Source organism: Variovorax sp. 160MFSha2.1 (assembly GCF_048305075.1).
Taxonomy (GTDB): domain Bacteria; phylum Pseudomonadota; class Gammaproteobacteria; order Burkholderiales; family Burkholderiaceae_C; genus Variovorax; species Variovorax guangxiensis.
Window position 1 is genome coordinate 4,140,926 of sequence record NZ_CP157624.1, and the last position, 16,875, is coordinate 4,157,800.

Sequence of the window (16,875 nt, forward strand, 5' to 3'; positions counted from 1 at the left end):
TCAGGCGGACTGCTCGTCGTGCGCGACGATGAGGTAGCGCGCGGCCGCCTCGTCGTACTCGACGATCAACGCCTGCGAACCGCGCTTGAGGGCGTTGGGCGTTGTGGCCCATACCCGGATGTTCAGGCTGGCGCCGCGCCGCGCGACTTCGGCGCGGCCGTCCTTCTCGTTGACCACGCCGGTCACGACACGGCAGAGCTGGCCGACCAGCGCCGCGTTGCTCACGGCCGTGTGGCTCACGAAGAGGCCGCGCAGCGGACGAATCGCGACGGCGGTGATCGGAATGGCGATGACCGCGCTGGCCACCAGCAGCGCGGTGCCGGCCAGCAGCTGCAGCGCCATGGTGGGCACCAGCGGCAGCAGCCACTCGCCGCCGAGGCAGGACACGGTCCACGCGACGAGCACCAGCAGGCTCACGGCCACCGAGAACGGCACGCCGTTCAGGCCCAGGGCCACCACGTAGCTGGCAAGGTGGCCGATGTCGCTGGCGTCGCCGTCGGCATGCGTGTGCACGCCGACGTCGACATCGAGGCCGCTGTGTTCGATGTCGACCATGCCGAGCATCGCGAGCACCCAGTAGATCACCACGACGCCGAGCAGCACCGTGTAGATCGCGGTCGGGTACCCCGTCACCGCTCCCAAGAAATCGCCCATTGATCCTCCCGCGTGCGGGTTGTTGTCAGTTGTTCTGCTTGCTACTGCTGCTGCGTACCGGCGTCCTCCCGCCGGTGTTCTTCTTCGTTGCTGCCGCCGGCTTGCCCGCGAAGGCAATCAGGTCGCGCGTGGCCCTCTCCTTGATGGCCAGTCTGTCGTCTGCGGCGAGGCCGTAGCGCTTCGCCAGGAATTCATAGTCGGCGCCGCTCAGCGACACCGTGAGGCGCGGCCGCTTCGGCTTGGCGGTAGTGGCGAGGCCCAACACCTGCCGGATCTGGTCGGACGTGGAGACGTGCTGCCTGAAGGCCGCTGTGCGCACGGCCTCGAGCACGGCTTCTTCCACGTCGAAGGCGACCTGGACGGCGCGTATCGCCTCGTCCGAGCCTTGCCAGCGAACCGGCTTGACGCGCATGGTGCCTACTGTGCCTCGGGCCCTGCGGGCTTGGCCTGGCGGGCGCGGATGCGCTCCATCACCTTGCTGGCACGGTCGGCGTCGCCGCCGATGCCCGCGGCGGCCAGCTTCTTCTCGAGCGCGCCGTGGCCGAATTCATCTTCCAGCTGCTTGCTGGCGGTCATGCGGTCGGACAAGTCTTCGTGGCGCGCGCGGATGCGCTCCAGCGACTCGCGCGCGTTGGCCAGGCGCGAACCGCCGGCGCCGATGTTCTCGGAGATCGACTGCGTGGCGCGATAGACGCTCTCGGTGGTCTTGGCGATGCCGATCTCGCGCTCGTGCTCGCGGATGCGGGCCTCGGCGGACTTGATCAGGTCCTTGAGCTTGGTCACCTGCAGCGCGTACGAGGCGTGGGCCTTGGCCTGCTCTTCCAGCTCCTGCTCGAGCGCGCCGACCTTGGCCGCGACGTCGAGCGCCAGGCCCTCCTGCGTCTTGTTGAGCGCTTCGAGCGCAAGGCCCTCGTAGCGCGCGGCCTCGTTCTTCAGCCGCTCGATCTCGCGGGCCGACTGCATCTCCTTGGCCATCACGCCCGTGAGGTCGCCCTTGGCCTTCTCGATGCTGTGCTTGGCGTCGATGATTTCCTGCTCGTAGATGCGCGTGGCGTTGCTGTCGACCACGCTCTCGCCGATTTCGCGCGCGCTGCCGCGCAGCAGGGTGACGAGCTTCTTGATGACTGTCATGGGACCTCCGCTTAATTCAGGAATTCGGAAAGGGCGTCGAGCGCATCGAGCGCGTTGTCGCTGAGCACAGCAACCTCGCGTGCGATGTCCTGAACGCTGGCATCGCGGCCCAGCGCTCCGGTGAGCACATAGCGGCCATCGACGCGGCCGAAGGAAGACAAGGGAACCGAAGGATTCAGGTCGAGCAGCGATTCGAGCAGCTCGGTACGGCGTGCGGGCTTCACTTCTTCCTCGCCCCAGAGGTAGCAGATGCAGATGATCTGCATGTCCGAACTCGTGACGAAGATCGGCAGTTCGTCGCGCCCCTCGATGCTCACCTGGATCACGGGCGTGTGGCCCGGAATGGGCTGCAGCTGCACGGACCGCCCGCCCATCTCGGCGCCTGCCAGCACATCCAGTCCCTTCAGTTGATCGAGCAGTGGTTGCATACCTCTCCTTGTGGTGAATACCGTTGGAAGCGAGCGGTGCTTCGATGGATTCACTATAGGTGCGCGGACATAACATGTCAAAAAATTTCTTTCGCCGGGCCCATGACTTTCGGCACTGGCGCGCTACCTAGAATTCGCCGATGGCCAACCCGATCAACCCCGCTCGTGTCGATTTCGTGACGCTGCGCCTGTTCTGCGCCGTCGCCCAGTCGGGCAGCATCACCAAGGGCGCGGAGGCGTGCCACCTCGCGCTCTCCGCAGCGAGCAGGCGGCTCTCCGACTTCGAGGCCGCAACGGGATCGAAGCTGCTCGAACGCAGCTCGCAGGGCATTGCGCTCACGCCCGCGGGCCATGTGGCGATGCAGCATGCGATGCGGCTCTTCCAGGGCTTCGAGCAGTTCAGCAGCGAGCTCGGCGACTATTCGAGCGGCGTGCGCGGCCATGTTCGGCTGTGGGCCAACATGTCGGCGCTGACGGAGTTCCTGCCCACCACGCTAGCGACCTTCCTGGCGCAGCATCCGGATATCCGCGTCGAAGTCGAGGAGCAACTGAGCGGCGACATCGTGCGCGCACTCGTCGACGGCCTTGCCGACGTCGGCGTCTTCGCCGAGAACACGCCCGCCTACGGCCTCGATGTCGCCCCCTTCCAGACAGACGAGCTCGTGGTGCTGTGCGCCAGGCAGCATCCGCTGGCACGCAGCCGCGTGAAGCAGACCAGCTTCAAGGCCTGCCTCGCGCACGAGTTCGTCGGCCTGAATCGCAGCAGTTCGCTGCTCGAACTCACCTCGCGCGCGGCCGAACAGGCCGGCATCCCGATGCGCCTGCGCGTGCAAGTGCGCAGCTTCGATGCGATGTGCCACATGATCGCGGCCAACCTCGGCATCGGCGTGGTGCCGCTGGCCGCGTGCAAGGCGCAGGTGGAGGCGCTCGACCTGAAGGTCGTGCGGCTCAGCGATGCGTGGGCCACGCGGCGGCTGCTGATGGCGACGAAGACGGGTGCCGAACTCTCCCCCGCGACCCGCTTGCTGGTCGGGCAGCTTCTGAAACAGGCCAGCACATGACGATGTCCACATTCCTTCTGCTCGGCGCGTGCACCCTCCTGCTCGCAATCAACGTTTACATGGCGCGGCGCATTCGCGCGATCGAAGATATTCCGCTGCGAAAGAACATGCTGCTCGTGGCTGTCTGGATCCTTCCATTCGTGGGCGCATTCTTCGCGTGGACCCACCTGCCCAGGCAGCTTCGTCCATCAAGGGCCAAGACACGGCCCGAGGGCTTCACCACCACCCCTGCGCCGGAGCGCATCGCACTGGACGATGGCCCGGCGTTTTCCCTGCCCGAGCACACGACGCTCTGCAACGGGCTTCCTTTGCTCGACTGGAAGGCGGTCGACGCCTGGACCGGCGCAATTGATGATCCCGGCCTACGGTACAAGGGCAAGTTGCTGGCGCAGCGCGCTTGGCTGCTCCATCTCAGGGATGCGCTCGGCCCGCACTTTCATCTCCATGAATCGGACAAGGCCTTCGTTCTATCGTCGCTGGAAGATGTGGTCGCCGTTGCGACATCCGCCTACGTTGCGACGACGCGCACGCGCATACAGCGTTTGCTGGCCGACATCGCGCACTTTGAAGAACACGGCAAAAGCATCCTGGTCGTGATGGACGACGACGATGCCTACTACGACTACGCCTCCGGCTACTACCCCGACAGCGGCGAATTCGCCTTCAGCGGAGGCATGTTCATCGACGCGGGCTGCCCGCACTTTCTCGTCAAGCGTGCCGACCTTGCAGCCATCGAGCCAGTCATCGCCCACGAGATGACCCACAGCGCCCTATCGCACCTGAAGCTGCCGAGGTGGCTGGACGAAGGGCTGGCCGTGAACACCGAAAGAAAGCTCGCGGGTGTGGGAGTCTTGCCGCTCGGCGAGCGTGAACAACTGCGGCGCAGCCATTTGAAGTTCTGGGACGAAGCGAGAATCCAGGAATTCTGGTCCGGCGCTTCCTTCTTCAGGACGGATGAAGGCAACCAGCTCTCCTATGAACTCGCGCGCATCCTCGTGGAACAGATGGGGCAGAACTGGAAACTCTTCACCCGCTTCGCATCGAGCGCGAAACGGGAGGACGGCGGCGCTGAAGCCGCGAGAGAGGTCTACGACATGGACCTCGGCGCCTATGCCTGCATCCTGATGGAACGAGAACCGGACGCCCAGTGGACGCCCGATCCGCAAAGCTGGCGTGACGAGGAGCGAGCAGAGGAAGAGTCTCCCGCCTGAGGCTCAGTCCGTCCCTGCCCTTCCTGTCCTACCGCAATTCCCCGGCCTCCAGCACTGCCCACTCCTCGTCCGTGAACAGCCGCGAGCGCGTCAGAAAGCGTACGCCCTCCGGCCCCTCCAGCGAGAACATCCCGCCTCGCCCCGGGACTACGTCGATGATCAGCTGCGTGTGCTGCCAGTACTCGAACTGCGGCCCGCTGATGTAGAACGGCGTGCCGCCGATGTGCCCGAGCAGCCTGTCGTAGTCGCCCACGATGAATTCGCCGCGGGCGTAGCACATGGGCGCGCTGCCGTCGCAGCAGCCGCCCGACTGATGGAACATCAGCGGGCCGTGCCTGGCGGCGAGCCTGTCGATCAGCGCGAGCGCGGCATCGGTCGCGGTGACGCGCAGGACTTCGCCATTGCCTCTCATCAGAAGAAGCCCAGCTTGTTCTCGCTGTAGCTCACCAGCAGGTTCTTGGTCTGCTGGTAGTGGTCGAGCATCATCTTGTGGTTCTCGCGACCGATTCCCGACTGCTTGTAGCCGCCGAAGGCCGCGTGCGCCGGATAGTGGTGGTAGCAGTTGGTCCACACGCGGCCGGCCTGGATGCCGCGGCCCATGCGGAAGGCGCGGTTCATGTCGCGGCTCCACACGCCGGCGCCCAGGCCGTAGAGGGTGTCGTTGGCGATGGCCAGCGCCTCTTCCTCGTCCTTGAAGGTGGTGACCGAGACCACCGGGCCGAAGATTTCTTCCTGGAAGATGCGCATCCTGTTGTTGCCGCTGAACACGGTCGGCTTCACGTAGTAGCCGCCGGCGAGGTCGCCCTCGAACTGCTGGCGCTCGCCGCCGATCAGCACCTTCGCGCCCTCCTGCCGGCCGATGTCGAGGTACGACAGGATCTTCTCCAGCTGCTCGCTGGAGGCCTGCGCGCCGATCATGGTGGCCATGTCCAGCGGGCTGCCCTGCCTGATGGCGGCCACGCGCTTGAGGGCGCGCTCCATGAAGCGGTCGTAGATCGACTCCTGGATGAGCGCGCGCGACGGGCAGGTGCACACCTCGCCCTGGTTCAGCGCGAACATCGCGAAGCCCTCGAGCGCCTTGTCGAAGAAGGCGTCGTCCTTGTCCATCACGTCGGCGAAGAAGATGTTGGGCGACTTGCCGCCCAGCTCCAGCGTGACCGGGATCAGGTTCTGGCTCGCGTACTGAGAGATCAGCCGGCCCGTGGTGGTCTCGCCGGTGAAGGCGATCTTGCCGATGCGGTTGCTCGACGCCAGCGGCTTGCCCGCCTCCACGCCGAAGCCGTTGACCACGTTCAGCACGCCCGGCGGCAGCAGGTCGCCGATGAGCTCCATCAGCACGAGGATGGAAACCGGCGTCTGCTCGGCCGGCTTGATCACCACGCAGTTGCCGGCCGCGAGCGCTGGCGCCAGCTTCCACACGGCCATCAGGATCGGGAAGTTCCACGGAATGATCTGCCCGACCACGCCGATGGGCTCGTGGAAGTGGTACGCGAAGGTTTCATGGTCGATCTCGCTGATGCCGCCCTCCTGCGAGCGCACGCACGAGGCGAAGTAGCGGAAGTGGTCGATGGCCAGCGGCAGGTCGGCCGCCGTGGTCTCGCGGATGGGCTTGCCGTTGTCCCAGGTCTCGGCCGCCGCGAGGATGGCGAGGTTCTCCTGCATGCGGTCGGCGATCCTGTTGAGGATGTTGGCGCGCTCCGTGGTCGAGGTGCGGCCCCAGGCGGCCTTGGCCTTGTGGGCGGCGTCCAGCGCGCGCTCGATGTCGGCCGCGGTGGAGCGCGGCACCTCGCAGAAGACCTTGCCGGTGACGGGCGTGATGTTCTCGAAATACTGGTTGTCCGCCGGCGCGACCCATTCGCCGCCGATGTAGTTGCCGTAGCGCTTCTTGAACGGCACCGCGGTACCGAATTTGCCCGGTTCGAGCATGTCCATGACGTTGTCTCCATGTGCAGGGTGATGGCGCCGCGACATGCGGCGGCCGCACGCTGGAGCGCAAGCCTCGTACCCGGCCGGATCGGGACAATCCCTGAGTACTTCCGCCGTGCAGATGCGCGCGTCAGCGGGTTTTCATTCGCAATCTGCGACATGTTCCGGCGAACATGGCGACTACGATGTCGCACAAGGCGAAACCCCATCGGAGACACGCATGAGTGCACAAGCGCAGTTGCCGTCGATCGCAGTGGCACAGGCCCGGGAGCTCTTCTTCGGCCAGGGCCACGACCCGGCACCGTGGATCGCGCCTCACATCTCGCGCTCCTGGCAGCGCAGCCGCCCGGTCGACCACCATGCCGTCGACCCCGAGCCGATGGCTCTGGCCCTGCTGAGCGAGCGGCGCGAGCAGGCCATGCGCCTGCTGAACTGCGCGCAGCCCGAGCTCGACGGGCTGGCCGAGCACGCGGTCGGCAACGGCTGCGTGGTGATCCTGTCGGACGCCAGCGGGCTGATCCTCGAGGAGATCGGCAGCGCCGACTTCCTGCCCAAGGCCCAGCGCATCGCGCTGCAGCCCGGCGTGGAATGGTCGGAGCACAACCGGGGCACCAACGCCATCGGCACCGCGCTGGCGGAGCGAGAAGCGCTGATGGTGCTGGGCGGCGAGCACTACCTGGCACAGAACAGCGAACTGGGCTGCGCGGCGGCGCCGATCTTCACCGGGCGCGGCGAGCTGGCCGGCGCACTCGACATCTCGGGCGAGACGGTGCGTGTGAACACCCACGCGCTGGGGCTGGTGCGCATGGCGGCGCAGCAGGTCGAGCACCGCATGATGCTGGCCGAGGCCGGCGGCCACGTGCTGCGCTTCCATGCGCGGCCGGCGCTGATCGGCACGGCGCGCGAAGGGCTGATGGTGATCGAGGGCGGCCGCATCGTCGCGGCCAACCGCGTCGCACTCGAACTCTTCGGCCGCTCCTGGAAAGAGCTGCTCGACCTGGAAGCCGAGGACTTCCTCGGCGCGAACTGGCCGCGCATGGAGCACCGGCGCGGCCTGCTCACGCTCCCGGGCGGGCGGCAGATCGCGACGGTGATGGAGCGCTCGAGCAACCCGGGCAGCGTTCGTCCACTCCAGCGCCGCGGCATGCATGCCCAGGGCGCGGCCGAAACCGACGACGTGCAGCCTCTGCTGCACAAGGCGGTGCGGGTGCTCAACGAAGGCGTCTCCGTGCTGGTCAACGGCGAGACCGGCAGCGGCAAGGAGGTGTTCTCGCGCCGGCTGCATGCCGCCAGCCGTCGCAGCGCGGGGCCTTTCGTCGCGGTGGACTGCGCCTCGCTGCCCGAGACGCTGATCGAATCGGAGCTCTTCGGCTACGAGCAGGGAGCCTTCACCGGAGCGAAGCGCAAGGGCATGGCGGGCCGCATCCGCGAAGCCCACGGCGGCGTGCTGTTCCTCGACGAGATCGCGGAAATACCGCTGGCTCTGCAGACGCGGCTGCTGCGCGTGCTGGAGGAACGCCTGGTCACGCCGCTGGGTGGCGGCCAGGGCGTGCCGGTGGACTTCGACCTGGTCTGCGCCACCCACGGCCACCTGCCCTCGCTGGTGGAAGCCGGCCGCTTCCGCGCCGACCTGATGTACCGGGTGGCCGGCTTCACCGTCACGCTGCCGGCGTTGAGGCAACGCGACGACAGGCATGCGCTGATCTCGCGGCTGTTCCTCGAAGCGGGCGGCGCGGCGAAACATCTGCAGCTGGAGGCCGACGCGCTGGAAGCCCTGGCTGCATACCGGTGGCCGGGCAACGTGCGCGAACTGCGCAGCACGCTGCGCTCCATCGTGGCGCTGGCCGACGCGGGCGATGCGGTGAGGGCGGCCATGCTTCCGGCGCATCTGCTCGGCAATCACGCGCCTCCAGCCGAGCACGCGCCGACGCCGGCCGCACCGCAGGCGGCGCCCCTGCAGGCCATGACGCGCCACGCCCTCGACGAGGCACTGAAGGCCTGCGACCACGACGTCGCGAAGGCCGCGCGCAGGCTGGGCATCCATCGCAGCACGATCTACCGGCATCTCGCGCGCCAGCGCGGCAAGCCCGCCGGGAACTGACGTCGAACGTACGCGCGCGGGGCCACATTCATGCCCGGCACGCACCGGCGACCGCAACCAAAGACTGACTTGCCCCGTGGTGCCGGAGCGGCCAGACTTTGCGCGAAGCGCCGCTCCAGCATTCATGACCACCCGCAAATCCGTCCGCCGCCTGTCCGCCGTTCCTTCCACTTTGCGGATTCCCTTGGCCGCGCGCGCCTCGGGTGACACGATGTTCCCGCAGGTGGCCGTGCGCGATGCCTACGCCGCAGGCATCCTCGAACAGATCCGCGACGAGGGCGACCCGCTCCCGGAAGACCGGGCCACCATCTACGGCATCCTCTCGCGCACCCGGCGCTTCCGCAGCCTGGCGCAGGACTTCCTCAAGCTGCACCCCGGTGCGCGCATCGTGAACATGGGCTGCGGCCTCAGCCACTACTTCCAGTGGCTGGACGACGGCAAGTCCCGCATGACCGATGCCGACCTGCCCGAGGTGCTCGAACTGCGCCACGAGCTGCTTCCCGAGCCCGGCGAGCGCCATGACCTGCGCGAGCTCGACCTCACCACCTCCGGCTGGTGGGAGCAGCTGGGCCTGCCGCGCAAGCGCAGCGCGCAGCCGGTGTTTCTCTTCACAGAGGGCGTGCTGATGTACCTGGAGCCCGCGCAAGTCGAGGCGGTACTCGCCACCTTCGGCGAGCGCGCGCCGGCGGGTTCGGTGCTGGCCTTCGACGCGATGTGCTGGCTGGCGGTGGGGCGCGGCAGGCAGCATCCGTCGGTTCGCGTGACCGGGGCCGAGTTCAAGTGGGGCATCCGCCGCACGGCCGAGCTGACGCAGCCCCATCCGCGCCTGAGCCTTGAGGGCACCTACCGGGTGCTCGAAGGCTTCGGCCTGCCCTACACGCTGTTCGCACCGATGGTCATGTTGTTCCTGGGCGTGCCGCTCTATGCGCTCTACGCGCTGCAGGCGACGGATGCCGCGGATACATAAACGCACAATTTTGCGGATTGCCGGTTTTGTCCGGCGCGCGCTGCGCGGATCGGCTGACGCGGGCCGGGAACGGAAAGCGCCAAGCTTCGAGGGTGTTTACGGTCGCGGAAAATGCCATATCGTTTCCGCAGCAGACCTTCTTTCCTCTCCCTTTTTCCTCCCCAAGAGATTCGCAACCCTCAAGAACCACATGCTTGATCGCCGATCCTTCCTTGCCGCCGGCGGTGCCGCTGCCGCACTCGCCGCCCTCGGACTGCCCGAAGAGGCCCTCGCCGCCAACGGCCTGCAACTGAGCCAGCCCACGCCCTTCTCCTTCGACGCGCTGGTCGCGCAGGCAAAGGCGCTGGCCGGCAAGCCCTACGCCGCCCCGGCGCCGCTGGCACCCGAGGTGCTCGACCGCATCGACTACGACGCGCACGGCAAGATCAAGTTCGACCCGGCCAACGCACTCTTCCGCGACGGGCCGGGCGCGTTCCCGGTCACCTTCTTCCACCTCGGGCGCTTCTTCCAGACGCCGGTGCGCATGAACGTGCTGGAGAACACCGACGGCGACGCCTTCTCGCGCGAGGTGCTCTACAGCCCCTCCTACTTCTCGATGCCGCCTGACAGCCCCGCGCGCTCGCTTCCGCCGGGCGCGGGCTTCGCCGGCTTCCGCCTGCAGGAAAGCCGACTGGGCGACCAGGGCAAGCTCGACTGGCAGAAGAATGACTGGGTCGCCTTCCTGGGTGCCTCTTACTTCCGCGCCATCGGCGAGCTCTACCAGTACGGCCTGTCGGCGCGAGGCATCGCGCTCGACGTGGCGGTGCCCGACCGGCCCGAGGAGTTCCCGAACTTCACGCGCTTCTACTTCGAGACGCCGGCCGCGAACAACACGACGTCGATGACGGTCTACGCGCTGCTCGAAGGGCCGAGCGTGACGGGCGTGTTCAAGTTCGTCATGCAGCGCACGAAGGCCGTCATCATGGACATCGACGCACGCATCTTCGTGCGCAAGGACGTGGCCCGCCTGGGACTGGTGCCGCTCACGTCGATGTACTGGTACTCGGAGACCATCAAGCCCACCGCCATCGACTGGCGCCCCGAGGTGCACGACTCCGACGGCCTCGCGATCTGGAACGGCGCGGGCGAGCGCATCTGGCGCCCGCTCAACAACCCCTCGCAGACGCGCGCCTCGGCTTTCGCCGACACGAAGCCGCGCGGCTTCGGCCTGCTGCAGCGCGACCGCGCCTTCGACCACTACCAGGACGGCGTGAACTACGAGAAGCGCCCGAGCCTGTGGATCGAGCCGCTGGGCGACTGGGGCGAAGGCTCGGTGCAGCTCATCGAGATCCCGACCGACGACGAGATCCACGACAACATCGTCGCCTTCTGGGTGCCCAAGGCCGACGCGAAGGCCGGCGCCAGCTACAGCCTGCAGTACCGGCTGCACTGGACCGACCAGGAGCCCTTTCCGTCGCCGCTCGCGCGCTGCGTGGCCACGCGCATCGGCCGCGGCGGCCAGCCGGGGCAGCCGCGGCCGCAGGGCGTGCGCAAGTTCATGGTGGAGTTCATCGGCCAGCCGCTGGCGACCGTGCCCTTCGGCGTGAAGCCGGAGGTGGTGCTGACGGCCGCGCGCGGCAAGTTCTCGTACGTCTTCGCCGAGGCCGTGCCCAACGGCGTGCCCGGCCACTGGCGCGCACAGTTCGACTTCACGCCCGAGGGCAACGAGCCGATCGACATGCGCATGTACCTGAAGAACGGCGACCAGACACTCACCGAGACCTGGCTGTACCAGTACCAGCCAGGTTGATTTCTTCGAGCGCTGCGGCTCGAAGCCTCAGCGCTTCGAGACGGAGATCAGCTCGACTTCGAAGTTGAGCGTGGCGTTCGGCGGGATCACGCCGCCGGCGCCGCGCGAGCCGTATGCGATCGAGGGCGGGCAGGTCAGCTTGGCCTTGCCGCCCGGCTTCATCTTCTGCACGCCTTCGGTCCAGCACGGGATCACGCCGTTGAGCGGGAACTCGGTGGGCTCGCCGCGCTTGTAGGAGCTGTCGAATTCCTTGCCGCTGTCGGGGAAGGTGCCGCGGTAGTGCACCTTGACCACGTCGGTGGCCGCGGGCGATGCGCCGGTGCCTTCCTTGATCGACTGGTAGATCAGGCCGCTTGGCGTGGTGACGGGCGCGGACTGCGCGAACGCGGCGGGCATGGCAACGAAGGAAACCAGGGCGGCACAGAAAAGAGACTTCACGGAACACCTCGAGGATTGAGAGACCTCGATTATGGCCAGCGGCCATGCAGGCCCACGGTGGAACAACCCTTGCTTTGGCGAATGTGCACTGTCAACATTCACGAAGAGAGGAAGTCGCATGAACTCCACCACTGCCGCCGGCACGGCCGCATCGCCTGCCCCCGCAGGCACAGGCCATCTCAAGAAAGTGCTCGGCCCCGTTCAGCTCTGGGGCATCGCGGTGGGCCTCGTCATATCCGGTGAGTACTTTGGTTGGAGCTACGGCTGGAACACGGCCGGCACGCTCGGCTTCCTGGTCGCCACTGTGCTGGTGGCCACCATGTACACCACCTTCATCTTCAGCTTCACCGAACTCTCGACCGCCATCCCGCACGCGGGTGGTCCTTTTGCCTACGCCCGGCGCGCCTTCGGTCCCAGCGGCGGCTTCGTCGCGGGCTTCGCGACGCTGATCGAATTCGTCTTCGCGCCGCCGGCCATCGCGCTGGCCATCGGCGCGTATCTCAACGTGCAGTTCCCGGGCATCAACCCGAAGTGGTTCGCGCTCGGGGCGTATGTGATCTTCATCGGGCTCAACTGGATCGGCGTGGGCATCGCCGCGGCCTTCGAGCTCTTCGTGACGGTGCTGGCCATCGTCGAACTGCTGGTGTTCATGGGCGTGGTCACGCCGGGCTGGACCATGGCCAACTTCGTGGCCAACGGCTGGGCCGGCGGCAGCGTGCTGAACGGCGCGGCCGTCGCGGGCATCTTCGCTTCGATCCCGTTCGCGATCTGGTTCTTCCTCGCCATCGAAGGCGCGGCCATGGCGGCCGAGGAGGCGCGCGATCCGCACCGCACCATCCCCATCGCCTACACCACGGGCATCGTCACGCTGGTGGTGCTGGCCTTCGGCGTGATGATCTTCGCGGGCGGCGTGGGCGACTGGCGCAAGCTCGCCAACATCAACGACCCGCTGCCGCAGGCCATGAAGGCCGTGGTGGGCGACAACAGTGGCTGGCTGCACATGCTGGTGTGGATCGGCCTGTTCGGGCTGATCGCCTCCTTCCACGGGATCATCATGGGCTACTCGCGCCAGATCTTCGCGCTGGCGCGCGCGGGCTACCTGCCGCGCTACTTTGCAGGCCTGAGCCCGCGCTTCGACACGCCGCACCGCGCGCTGCTGGCCGGCGGCGTGATCGGCGTCATCGCCATCTTCAGCGACGAGTGGGTGCAGTTCGGCGGCCAGACGCTCACCGCCAACATCGTGACCATGGCCGTGCTCGGCGCCATCGTGATGTACCTGATCTCGATGGCCGCGCTCTTCAGGCTGCGCCGCACCGAGCCGGATCTGCCGCGCACCTACCGCGCGCCCTTCTACCCCGTGTTTCCGGCCATCGCCTTCGGCCTGGGCTTGGTGTGCCTAGGCGCGATGGTGTGGTTCAACGGCATGCTCACGCTGCTGTTCATCGTGCTGATGGCCGCCGCCTACGGCTACTTCCTGCTGACATCGGGGCAACGCGATGCGGCAGCGCCTGACGAAATGCTGTCTTCCCGGACCACCGGCTCCTGACATCGGGCCCCTCCAGAAGATGCTCTATCGCACCACCATCGCCGGCCAGGTCTTCGCCTTCGACGACCTGCGCCAGGTCATGGCCTTCGCCAGCCCTGCGCGTTCGGGCGACTACCTCGCGGGCATCGGTGCGGCCACCGCGCAGCAGCGCATGGCCGCGCGGCATGTGCTGGCCGACACACCGCTCAGGCAGTTCCTCACCGAGGCGCTGATTCCCTACGAGAGCGACAACATCACGCGCCTCATCATCGACAGCCACGACGCGCAGGCCTTCGCGCCGGTGTCGCATCTCACGGTGGGCGACTTCCGCAACTGGCTGCTGTCGGACGCAGCCACCACCGCCACGCTTACGGCACTGGCGCCCGGCCTCACGCCGGAGATGGTCGCGGCCGTGTCCAAGCTCATGCGCAACCAGGACCTGGTGTCGGTCGCGAAAAAGTGCAGCGTGGTCACGCGCTTTCGCGACACCATCGGCCTGCCCGGCCATCTCTCGGTGCGCCTGCAGCCCAACCACCCGACCGACGACTTGCGCGGCGTGGCCGCCTCCACGCTCGACGGCCTGCTCTACGGCGCGGGCGACGCCGTGATCGGCCTCAACCCTGCTTCCGACAGCATGCCCGTGCTGGGCCGCCTGCTGCACATGCTCGACGAGGTGATCCAGCGCTTCGAGATCCCCACGCAGAGCTGCGTGCTCACGCACGTGACCAACACGCTCAAGCTCGCCGAGGCCGGCGCGCCGGTCGACCTGGTGTTCCAGTCGATCGCGGGCACCGAGAAGGCGAACCTCTCCTTCGGCGTGACGCCGGAACTGCTCGACGAGGCCCATGCGGCGGCGCAGTCGCTCAAGCGCGGCACCGTGGGCGACAACGTCATGTACTTCGAGACCGGCCAGGGCAGCGCTCTCTCGGCCAACGCCAACTTCGGCGTCGACCAGCAGACCTGCGAAGCGCGCGCCTACGCGCTGGCGCGGCGCTACAGGCCGCTGCTCATCAACACGGTGGTGGGCTTCATCGGGCCGGAGTACCTGTACGACGGCAAGCAGATCATTCGCGCCGGGCTGGAAGACCATTTCTGCGGCAAGCTGCTGGGCCTGCCCATCGGCTGCGACGTCTGCTACACCAACCACGCCGAGGCCGACCAGGACGACATGGACACCCTGCTCGTGCTGCTGGGCACGGCGGGCATCAACTTCATCATGGGCATTCCGGGCGCCGACGACGTGATGCTCAACTACCAGAGCACCTCCTTCCACGACGCACTGTTCCTGCGCGACACGCTGGGCCTGAAGCGCGCGCCCGAGTTCGAAGCGTGGCTGCAGCGCATGCAGATCACCGACACGGCCGGCCGGCTGGCGCCGCCCTCCTCCTCCGGTTCCAACCGGCTGCTGGCCGACATGAGCGGGCTCTCCGCGCTGGCGCCATGAGCGAAGAATCGCCCGTCACCCCCAACCCGTGGGCGCAATGGCGCTCCGCCACGCCCGCCCGGCTCGCGCTCGGTCGCGCCGGCTCGGGCATGCCCACCGACGAGACGCTGCGCTTCGGCTGGGCGCACGCGATGGCGCGCGACGCGATCCATGCCGCGCTCGACGTCGACGCGCTGGCGGCTGCCCTCACCGCGCAGCGCTGGGAAGTGGCCCGCGCACGCAGCCGGGCGGCGGACCGCACCGAATACCTGCGCCGTCCCGACCTCGGCCGCCAGCTCGACGAGAGCGACGCCACGCGCCTGCTCGCCGAGCGGCGCTACGGCTGCGACGTCTGCGTGGTGATCGGCGACGGGCTTTCCTCGCTCGCCGTGGCACGCCATGCGGTGCCGCTGCTGGCCGCGCTGCGCCCGCACCTGCCGGCCGGCACGCGCTTCGCACCGGTGGTGATCGCCACTCAGGCGCGTGTGGCGCTGGCCGACGAGGTGGGTGAGCTTTTCGGCGCGGCGCTGTCGGTAATGCTGATCGGCGAGCGGCCGGGCCTCAGCTCGCCCGACAGCCTGGGCATCTACCTGACCCACACGCCCACGCGCGGGCGGCACGATGCCGAGCGCAACTGCATCTCGAACGTGCGGCCCGAGGGCCTGTCGAGCGAGGCGGCCGCGTTCAAGCTGGCATGGCTCATGCGGGAGTCCCTGCGCAGGGGGCTGACGGGCGTGGGGCTCAAGGACGAGAGCGACCTTGCGGTGCTCGACGAGGAGCGCCGGGCGCCTCCGCTCCCACGCTGAACAGCACGGCCGACGCGGCCGGAACTGTCACGGGCGCTTCGTACGCTCGTCATCTTCTTTTTCGTCCACCGCATTCATCAACGCATTCACTTACTCAAAAAAGGAAAAAAGCAATGCAACGTCGCCTCCTCCTTCTCACGCCACTGGCCGCAGCACTCGTCTCGACGGGCTGCGCCAGCCTGTCGTCCGCCGGCAAGGGCACCGCCATCGCGCCCGGCAACTGGGACGCCTTCAACCGCGCGCAGATCGAGGGCCTGATCGCCAGCATCGGCAAGGCAAGTCCGGGCTATGACGCCGCGAAGCCGCCCTACGTGGTGTTCGACTGGGACAACACCAGCGTCTTCCTCGACATCGAGGAGGCCGCGCTCATCTACCAGCTCGAGAACCTCGTCTTCGGCGCCACGCCCGCGCAGCTCGAAGTGGCGCTGCGCAAGAACATCCCGAAGAAGGACTTCCTGCCCGCCTACAACAACGCCGTCGGCCAGGCCGTGAACATCGACGCGGTGGTGCCCGACATCATCGCGAGCTACACATGGCTCTACCAGAACTACAAGGGGCTGAAGGGCGACCAGTCGCTGGCCGTGGTGGCATTGAGCCCGCACTACGGTGCCTTCACCACCAAGGTGCGCTATCTCTATGAAGCCATCGGCGACACCTTCGACCACGACACGGCCTACCCGTGGGTCACCTATCTCTTCGCCGGCATGACCGAGGGGCAGGTGCGCAAGCTCACGGCCGACACGGTGGCCTGGCAGTTGAAGGAGCCCGTGGCCAAGGTCAAGTGGACTTCGCCATCCGCCCTGCCGGGACGCGCGGGCGTGGTCTCGGTGAGCTGGAAGAACGGCCTGCGGCTGCAGCCCGAGATGCAGCAGCTGTACGCCGCCTTCCGCAACGCCGGCTTCGACGTGTGGGTGTGCTCGGCATCGTTCGTCGACGTGATCAAGGAGATCTCGTCGAACCCGGCCTTCGGCTACAACAACCCGCCCGAGCGCGTGCTGGCGATGGAGCTGGAGCGCGACGCCAGGGGCGTGATCCAGCCCGAGTTCCGCCGCGGCTACGACCAGACGCAGGGCCCGGGCAAGACGAAGAACATCCGGCGCTTCCTGGTCAGCAAATACGGCTACGGCCCGAGCTTCGTGGCCGGCGACAGCGAAGGCGACCAGAACATGATGGCCGACTTCGCCGACACGAAGAAGGTGCTGATCGTCAACCGCCTGCGCGACCCGAAGACCGACATCGGCAAGTTCTCCGCCATGGCGGTGCAGAACTACGGCAAGGCCGACACGCGCTACCTGCTGCAGGGTCGGGACGACAACACCGGCTCGTGGGTGAGCTCGCAGCTGCACACGCCGCTGGGCGCCACGCAAGGCAAGGCGCTCAAGTAAGAGAACGGGAGCGGCCGCAGGGTCTTCGGC

General features: G+C 67.5%; 16 protein-coding genes. 9 read left to right on the forward strand and 7 right to left on the reverse strand.

From position 1 onward, the window contains the following. From ABL838_RS18795 to ABL838_RS18810, 4 genes are read right to left on the reverse strand one after another with little or no spacing between them, the layout of a single operon-like run. Positions 1-654, reverse strand: a complete 654-nt coding sequence (locus tag ABL838_RS18795; RefSeq protein ID WP_126021947.1) for an OB-fold-containig protein — start codon at positions 652-654, stop codon at positions 1-3. A gap of 25 nt (positions 655-679) precedes the next feature. Next, a complete protein-coding gene (locus ABL838_RS18800) occupies positions 680-1,066 on the reverse strand; it encodes a hypothetical protein (RefSeq protein WP_418121455.1) in 387 nt (128 codons plus the stop codon). A gap of 5 nt (positions 1,067-1,071) precedes the next feature. Beyond that, entirely contained in the window at positions 1,072-1,785 is a 714-nt protein-coding gene (locus ABL838_RS18805; RefSeq protein WP_126021945.1) for a PspA/IM30 family protein, read from the reverse strand. A gap of 11 nt (positions 1,786-1,796) precedes the next feature. Beyond that, entirely contained in the window at positions 1,797-2,213 is a 417-nt protein-coding gene (locus ABL838_RS18810) for a YjfI family protein (RefSeq protein WP_184636946.1), read from the reverse strand. A gap of 140 nt (positions 2,214-2,353) precedes the next feature. On the opposite strand from ABL838_RS18810, the gene ABL838_RS18815 reads away from it, so the two are divergent. Further along, positions 2,354-3,274 carry a LysR family transcriptional regulator gene (locus tag ABL838_RS18815; RefSeq protein ID WP_184636943.1) on the forward strand — a complete coding sequence of 307 codons (921 nt, stop codon included), beginning with the start codon at positions 2,354-2,356 and terminating at the stop codon, positions 3,272-3,274. Then, on the forward strand, positions 3,271-4,485 hold the full coding sequence (locus ABL838_RS18820) for a hypothetical protein (protein WP_418121456.1): 1,215 nt from the start codon (positions 3,271-3,273) through the stop codon (positions 4,483-4,485). The genes ABL838_RS18815 and ABL838_RS18820 overlap by 4 nt, the downstream gene beginning before the upstream one ends. Before the next feature lie 28 nt (positions 4,486-4,513). On the opposite strand, the gene ABL838_RS18825 is transcribed toward ABL838_RS18820, so the two are convergent. Together ABL838_RS18825 and adh are read right to left on the reverse strand one after the other, a co-directional pair. After that, a complete protein-coding gene (locus ABL838_RS18825) occupies positions 4,514-4,897 on the reverse strand; it encodes a DUF779 domain-containing protein (protein ID WP_418121457.1) in 384 nt (127 codons plus the stop codon). Continuing rightward, on the reverse strand, positions 4,897-6,417 hold the full coding sequence (gene adh, locus ABL838_RS18830) for an aldehyde dehydrogenase (protein ID WP_418121458.1): 1,521 nt from the start codon (positions 6,415-6,417) through the stop codon (positions 4,897-4,899). Before adh ends, ABL838_RS18825 begins: the two co-directional genes overlap by 1 nt. A gap of 214 nt (positions 6,418-6,631) precedes the next feature. On the opposite strand from adh, the gene ABL838_RS18835 reads away from it, so the two are divergent. The 3 genes from ABL838_RS18835 (at position 6,632) to ABL838_RS18845 (ending at position 11,268) form a co-directional block, all read left to right on the forward strand. Then, entirely contained in the window at positions 6,632-8,512 is a 1,881-nt protein-coding gene (locus ABL838_RS18835) for a sigma-54-dependent Fis family transcriptional regulator (RefSeq protein WP_418121459.1), read from the forward strand. Between the two features lie 124 nt (positions 8,513-8,636). Continuing rightward, entirely contained in the window at positions 8,637-9,479 is an 843-nt protein-coding gene (locus tag ABL838_RS18840) for a class I SAM-dependent methyltransferase (protein WP_126021938.1), read from the forward strand. A 190-nt stretch (positions 9,480-9,669) separates the two neighbouring features. Then, on the forward strand, positions 9,670-11,268 hold the full coding sequence (locus ABL838_RS18845) for a glucan biosynthesis protein (RefSeq protein WP_418121460.1): 1,599 nt from the start codon (positions 9,670-9,672) through the stop codon (positions 11,266-11,268). Between the two features lie 27 nt (positions 11,269-11,295). Here the strand turns inward: ABL838_RS18845 and ABL838_RS18850 are convergent, their stop codons facing one another. Continuing rightward, positions 11,296-11,664 (reverse strand): FKBP-type peptidyl-prolyl cis-trans isomerase, encoded by a 369-nt coding sequence (locus ABL838_RS18850; protein WP_418121461.1) that lies wholly within the window; start codon positions 11,662-11,664, stop codon positions 11,296-11,298. A gap of 160 nt (positions 11,665-11,824) precedes the next feature. On the opposite strand from ABL838_RS18850, the gene eat reads away from it, so the two are divergent. From eat to ABL838_RS18870, 4 genes are all read left to right on the forward strand, one after another. Continuing rightward, a complete protein-coding gene (gene eat, locus ABL838_RS18855; protein WP_184636932.1) occupies positions 11,825-13,252 on the forward strand; it encodes an ethanolamine permease in 1,428 nt (475 codons plus the stop codon). Positions 13,253-13,271: 19 nt separating this feature from the next. Beyond that, the gene (locus ABL838_RS18860) at positions 13,272-14,675 is read left to right on the forward strand and encodes an ethanolamine ammonia-lyase subunit EutB (RefSeq protein ID WP_418121462.1); all 1,404 of its coding nucleotides are present in this window, start codon (positions 13,272-13,274) and stop codon (positions 14,673-14,675) included. Next, positions 14,672-15,460 (forward strand): ethanolamine ammonia-lyase subunit EutC, encoded by a 789-nt coding sequence (gene eutC, locus ABL838_RS18865; protein WP_418121463.1) that lies wholly within the window; start codon positions 14,672-14,674, stop codon positions 15,458-15,460. The genes ABL838_RS18860 and eutC overlap by 4 nt, the downstream gene beginning before the upstream one ends. Positions 15,461-15,573: 113 nt before the next feature. Continuing rightward, on the forward strand, positions 15,574-16,845 hold the full coding sequence (locus tag ABL838_RS18870; RefSeq protein ID WP_418121464.1) for a haloacid dehalogenase-like hydrolase: 1,272 nt from the start codon (positions 15,574-15,576) through the stop codon (positions 16,843-16,845). The last annotated feature ends 30 nt before the right edge of the window (positions 16,846-16,875 follow it).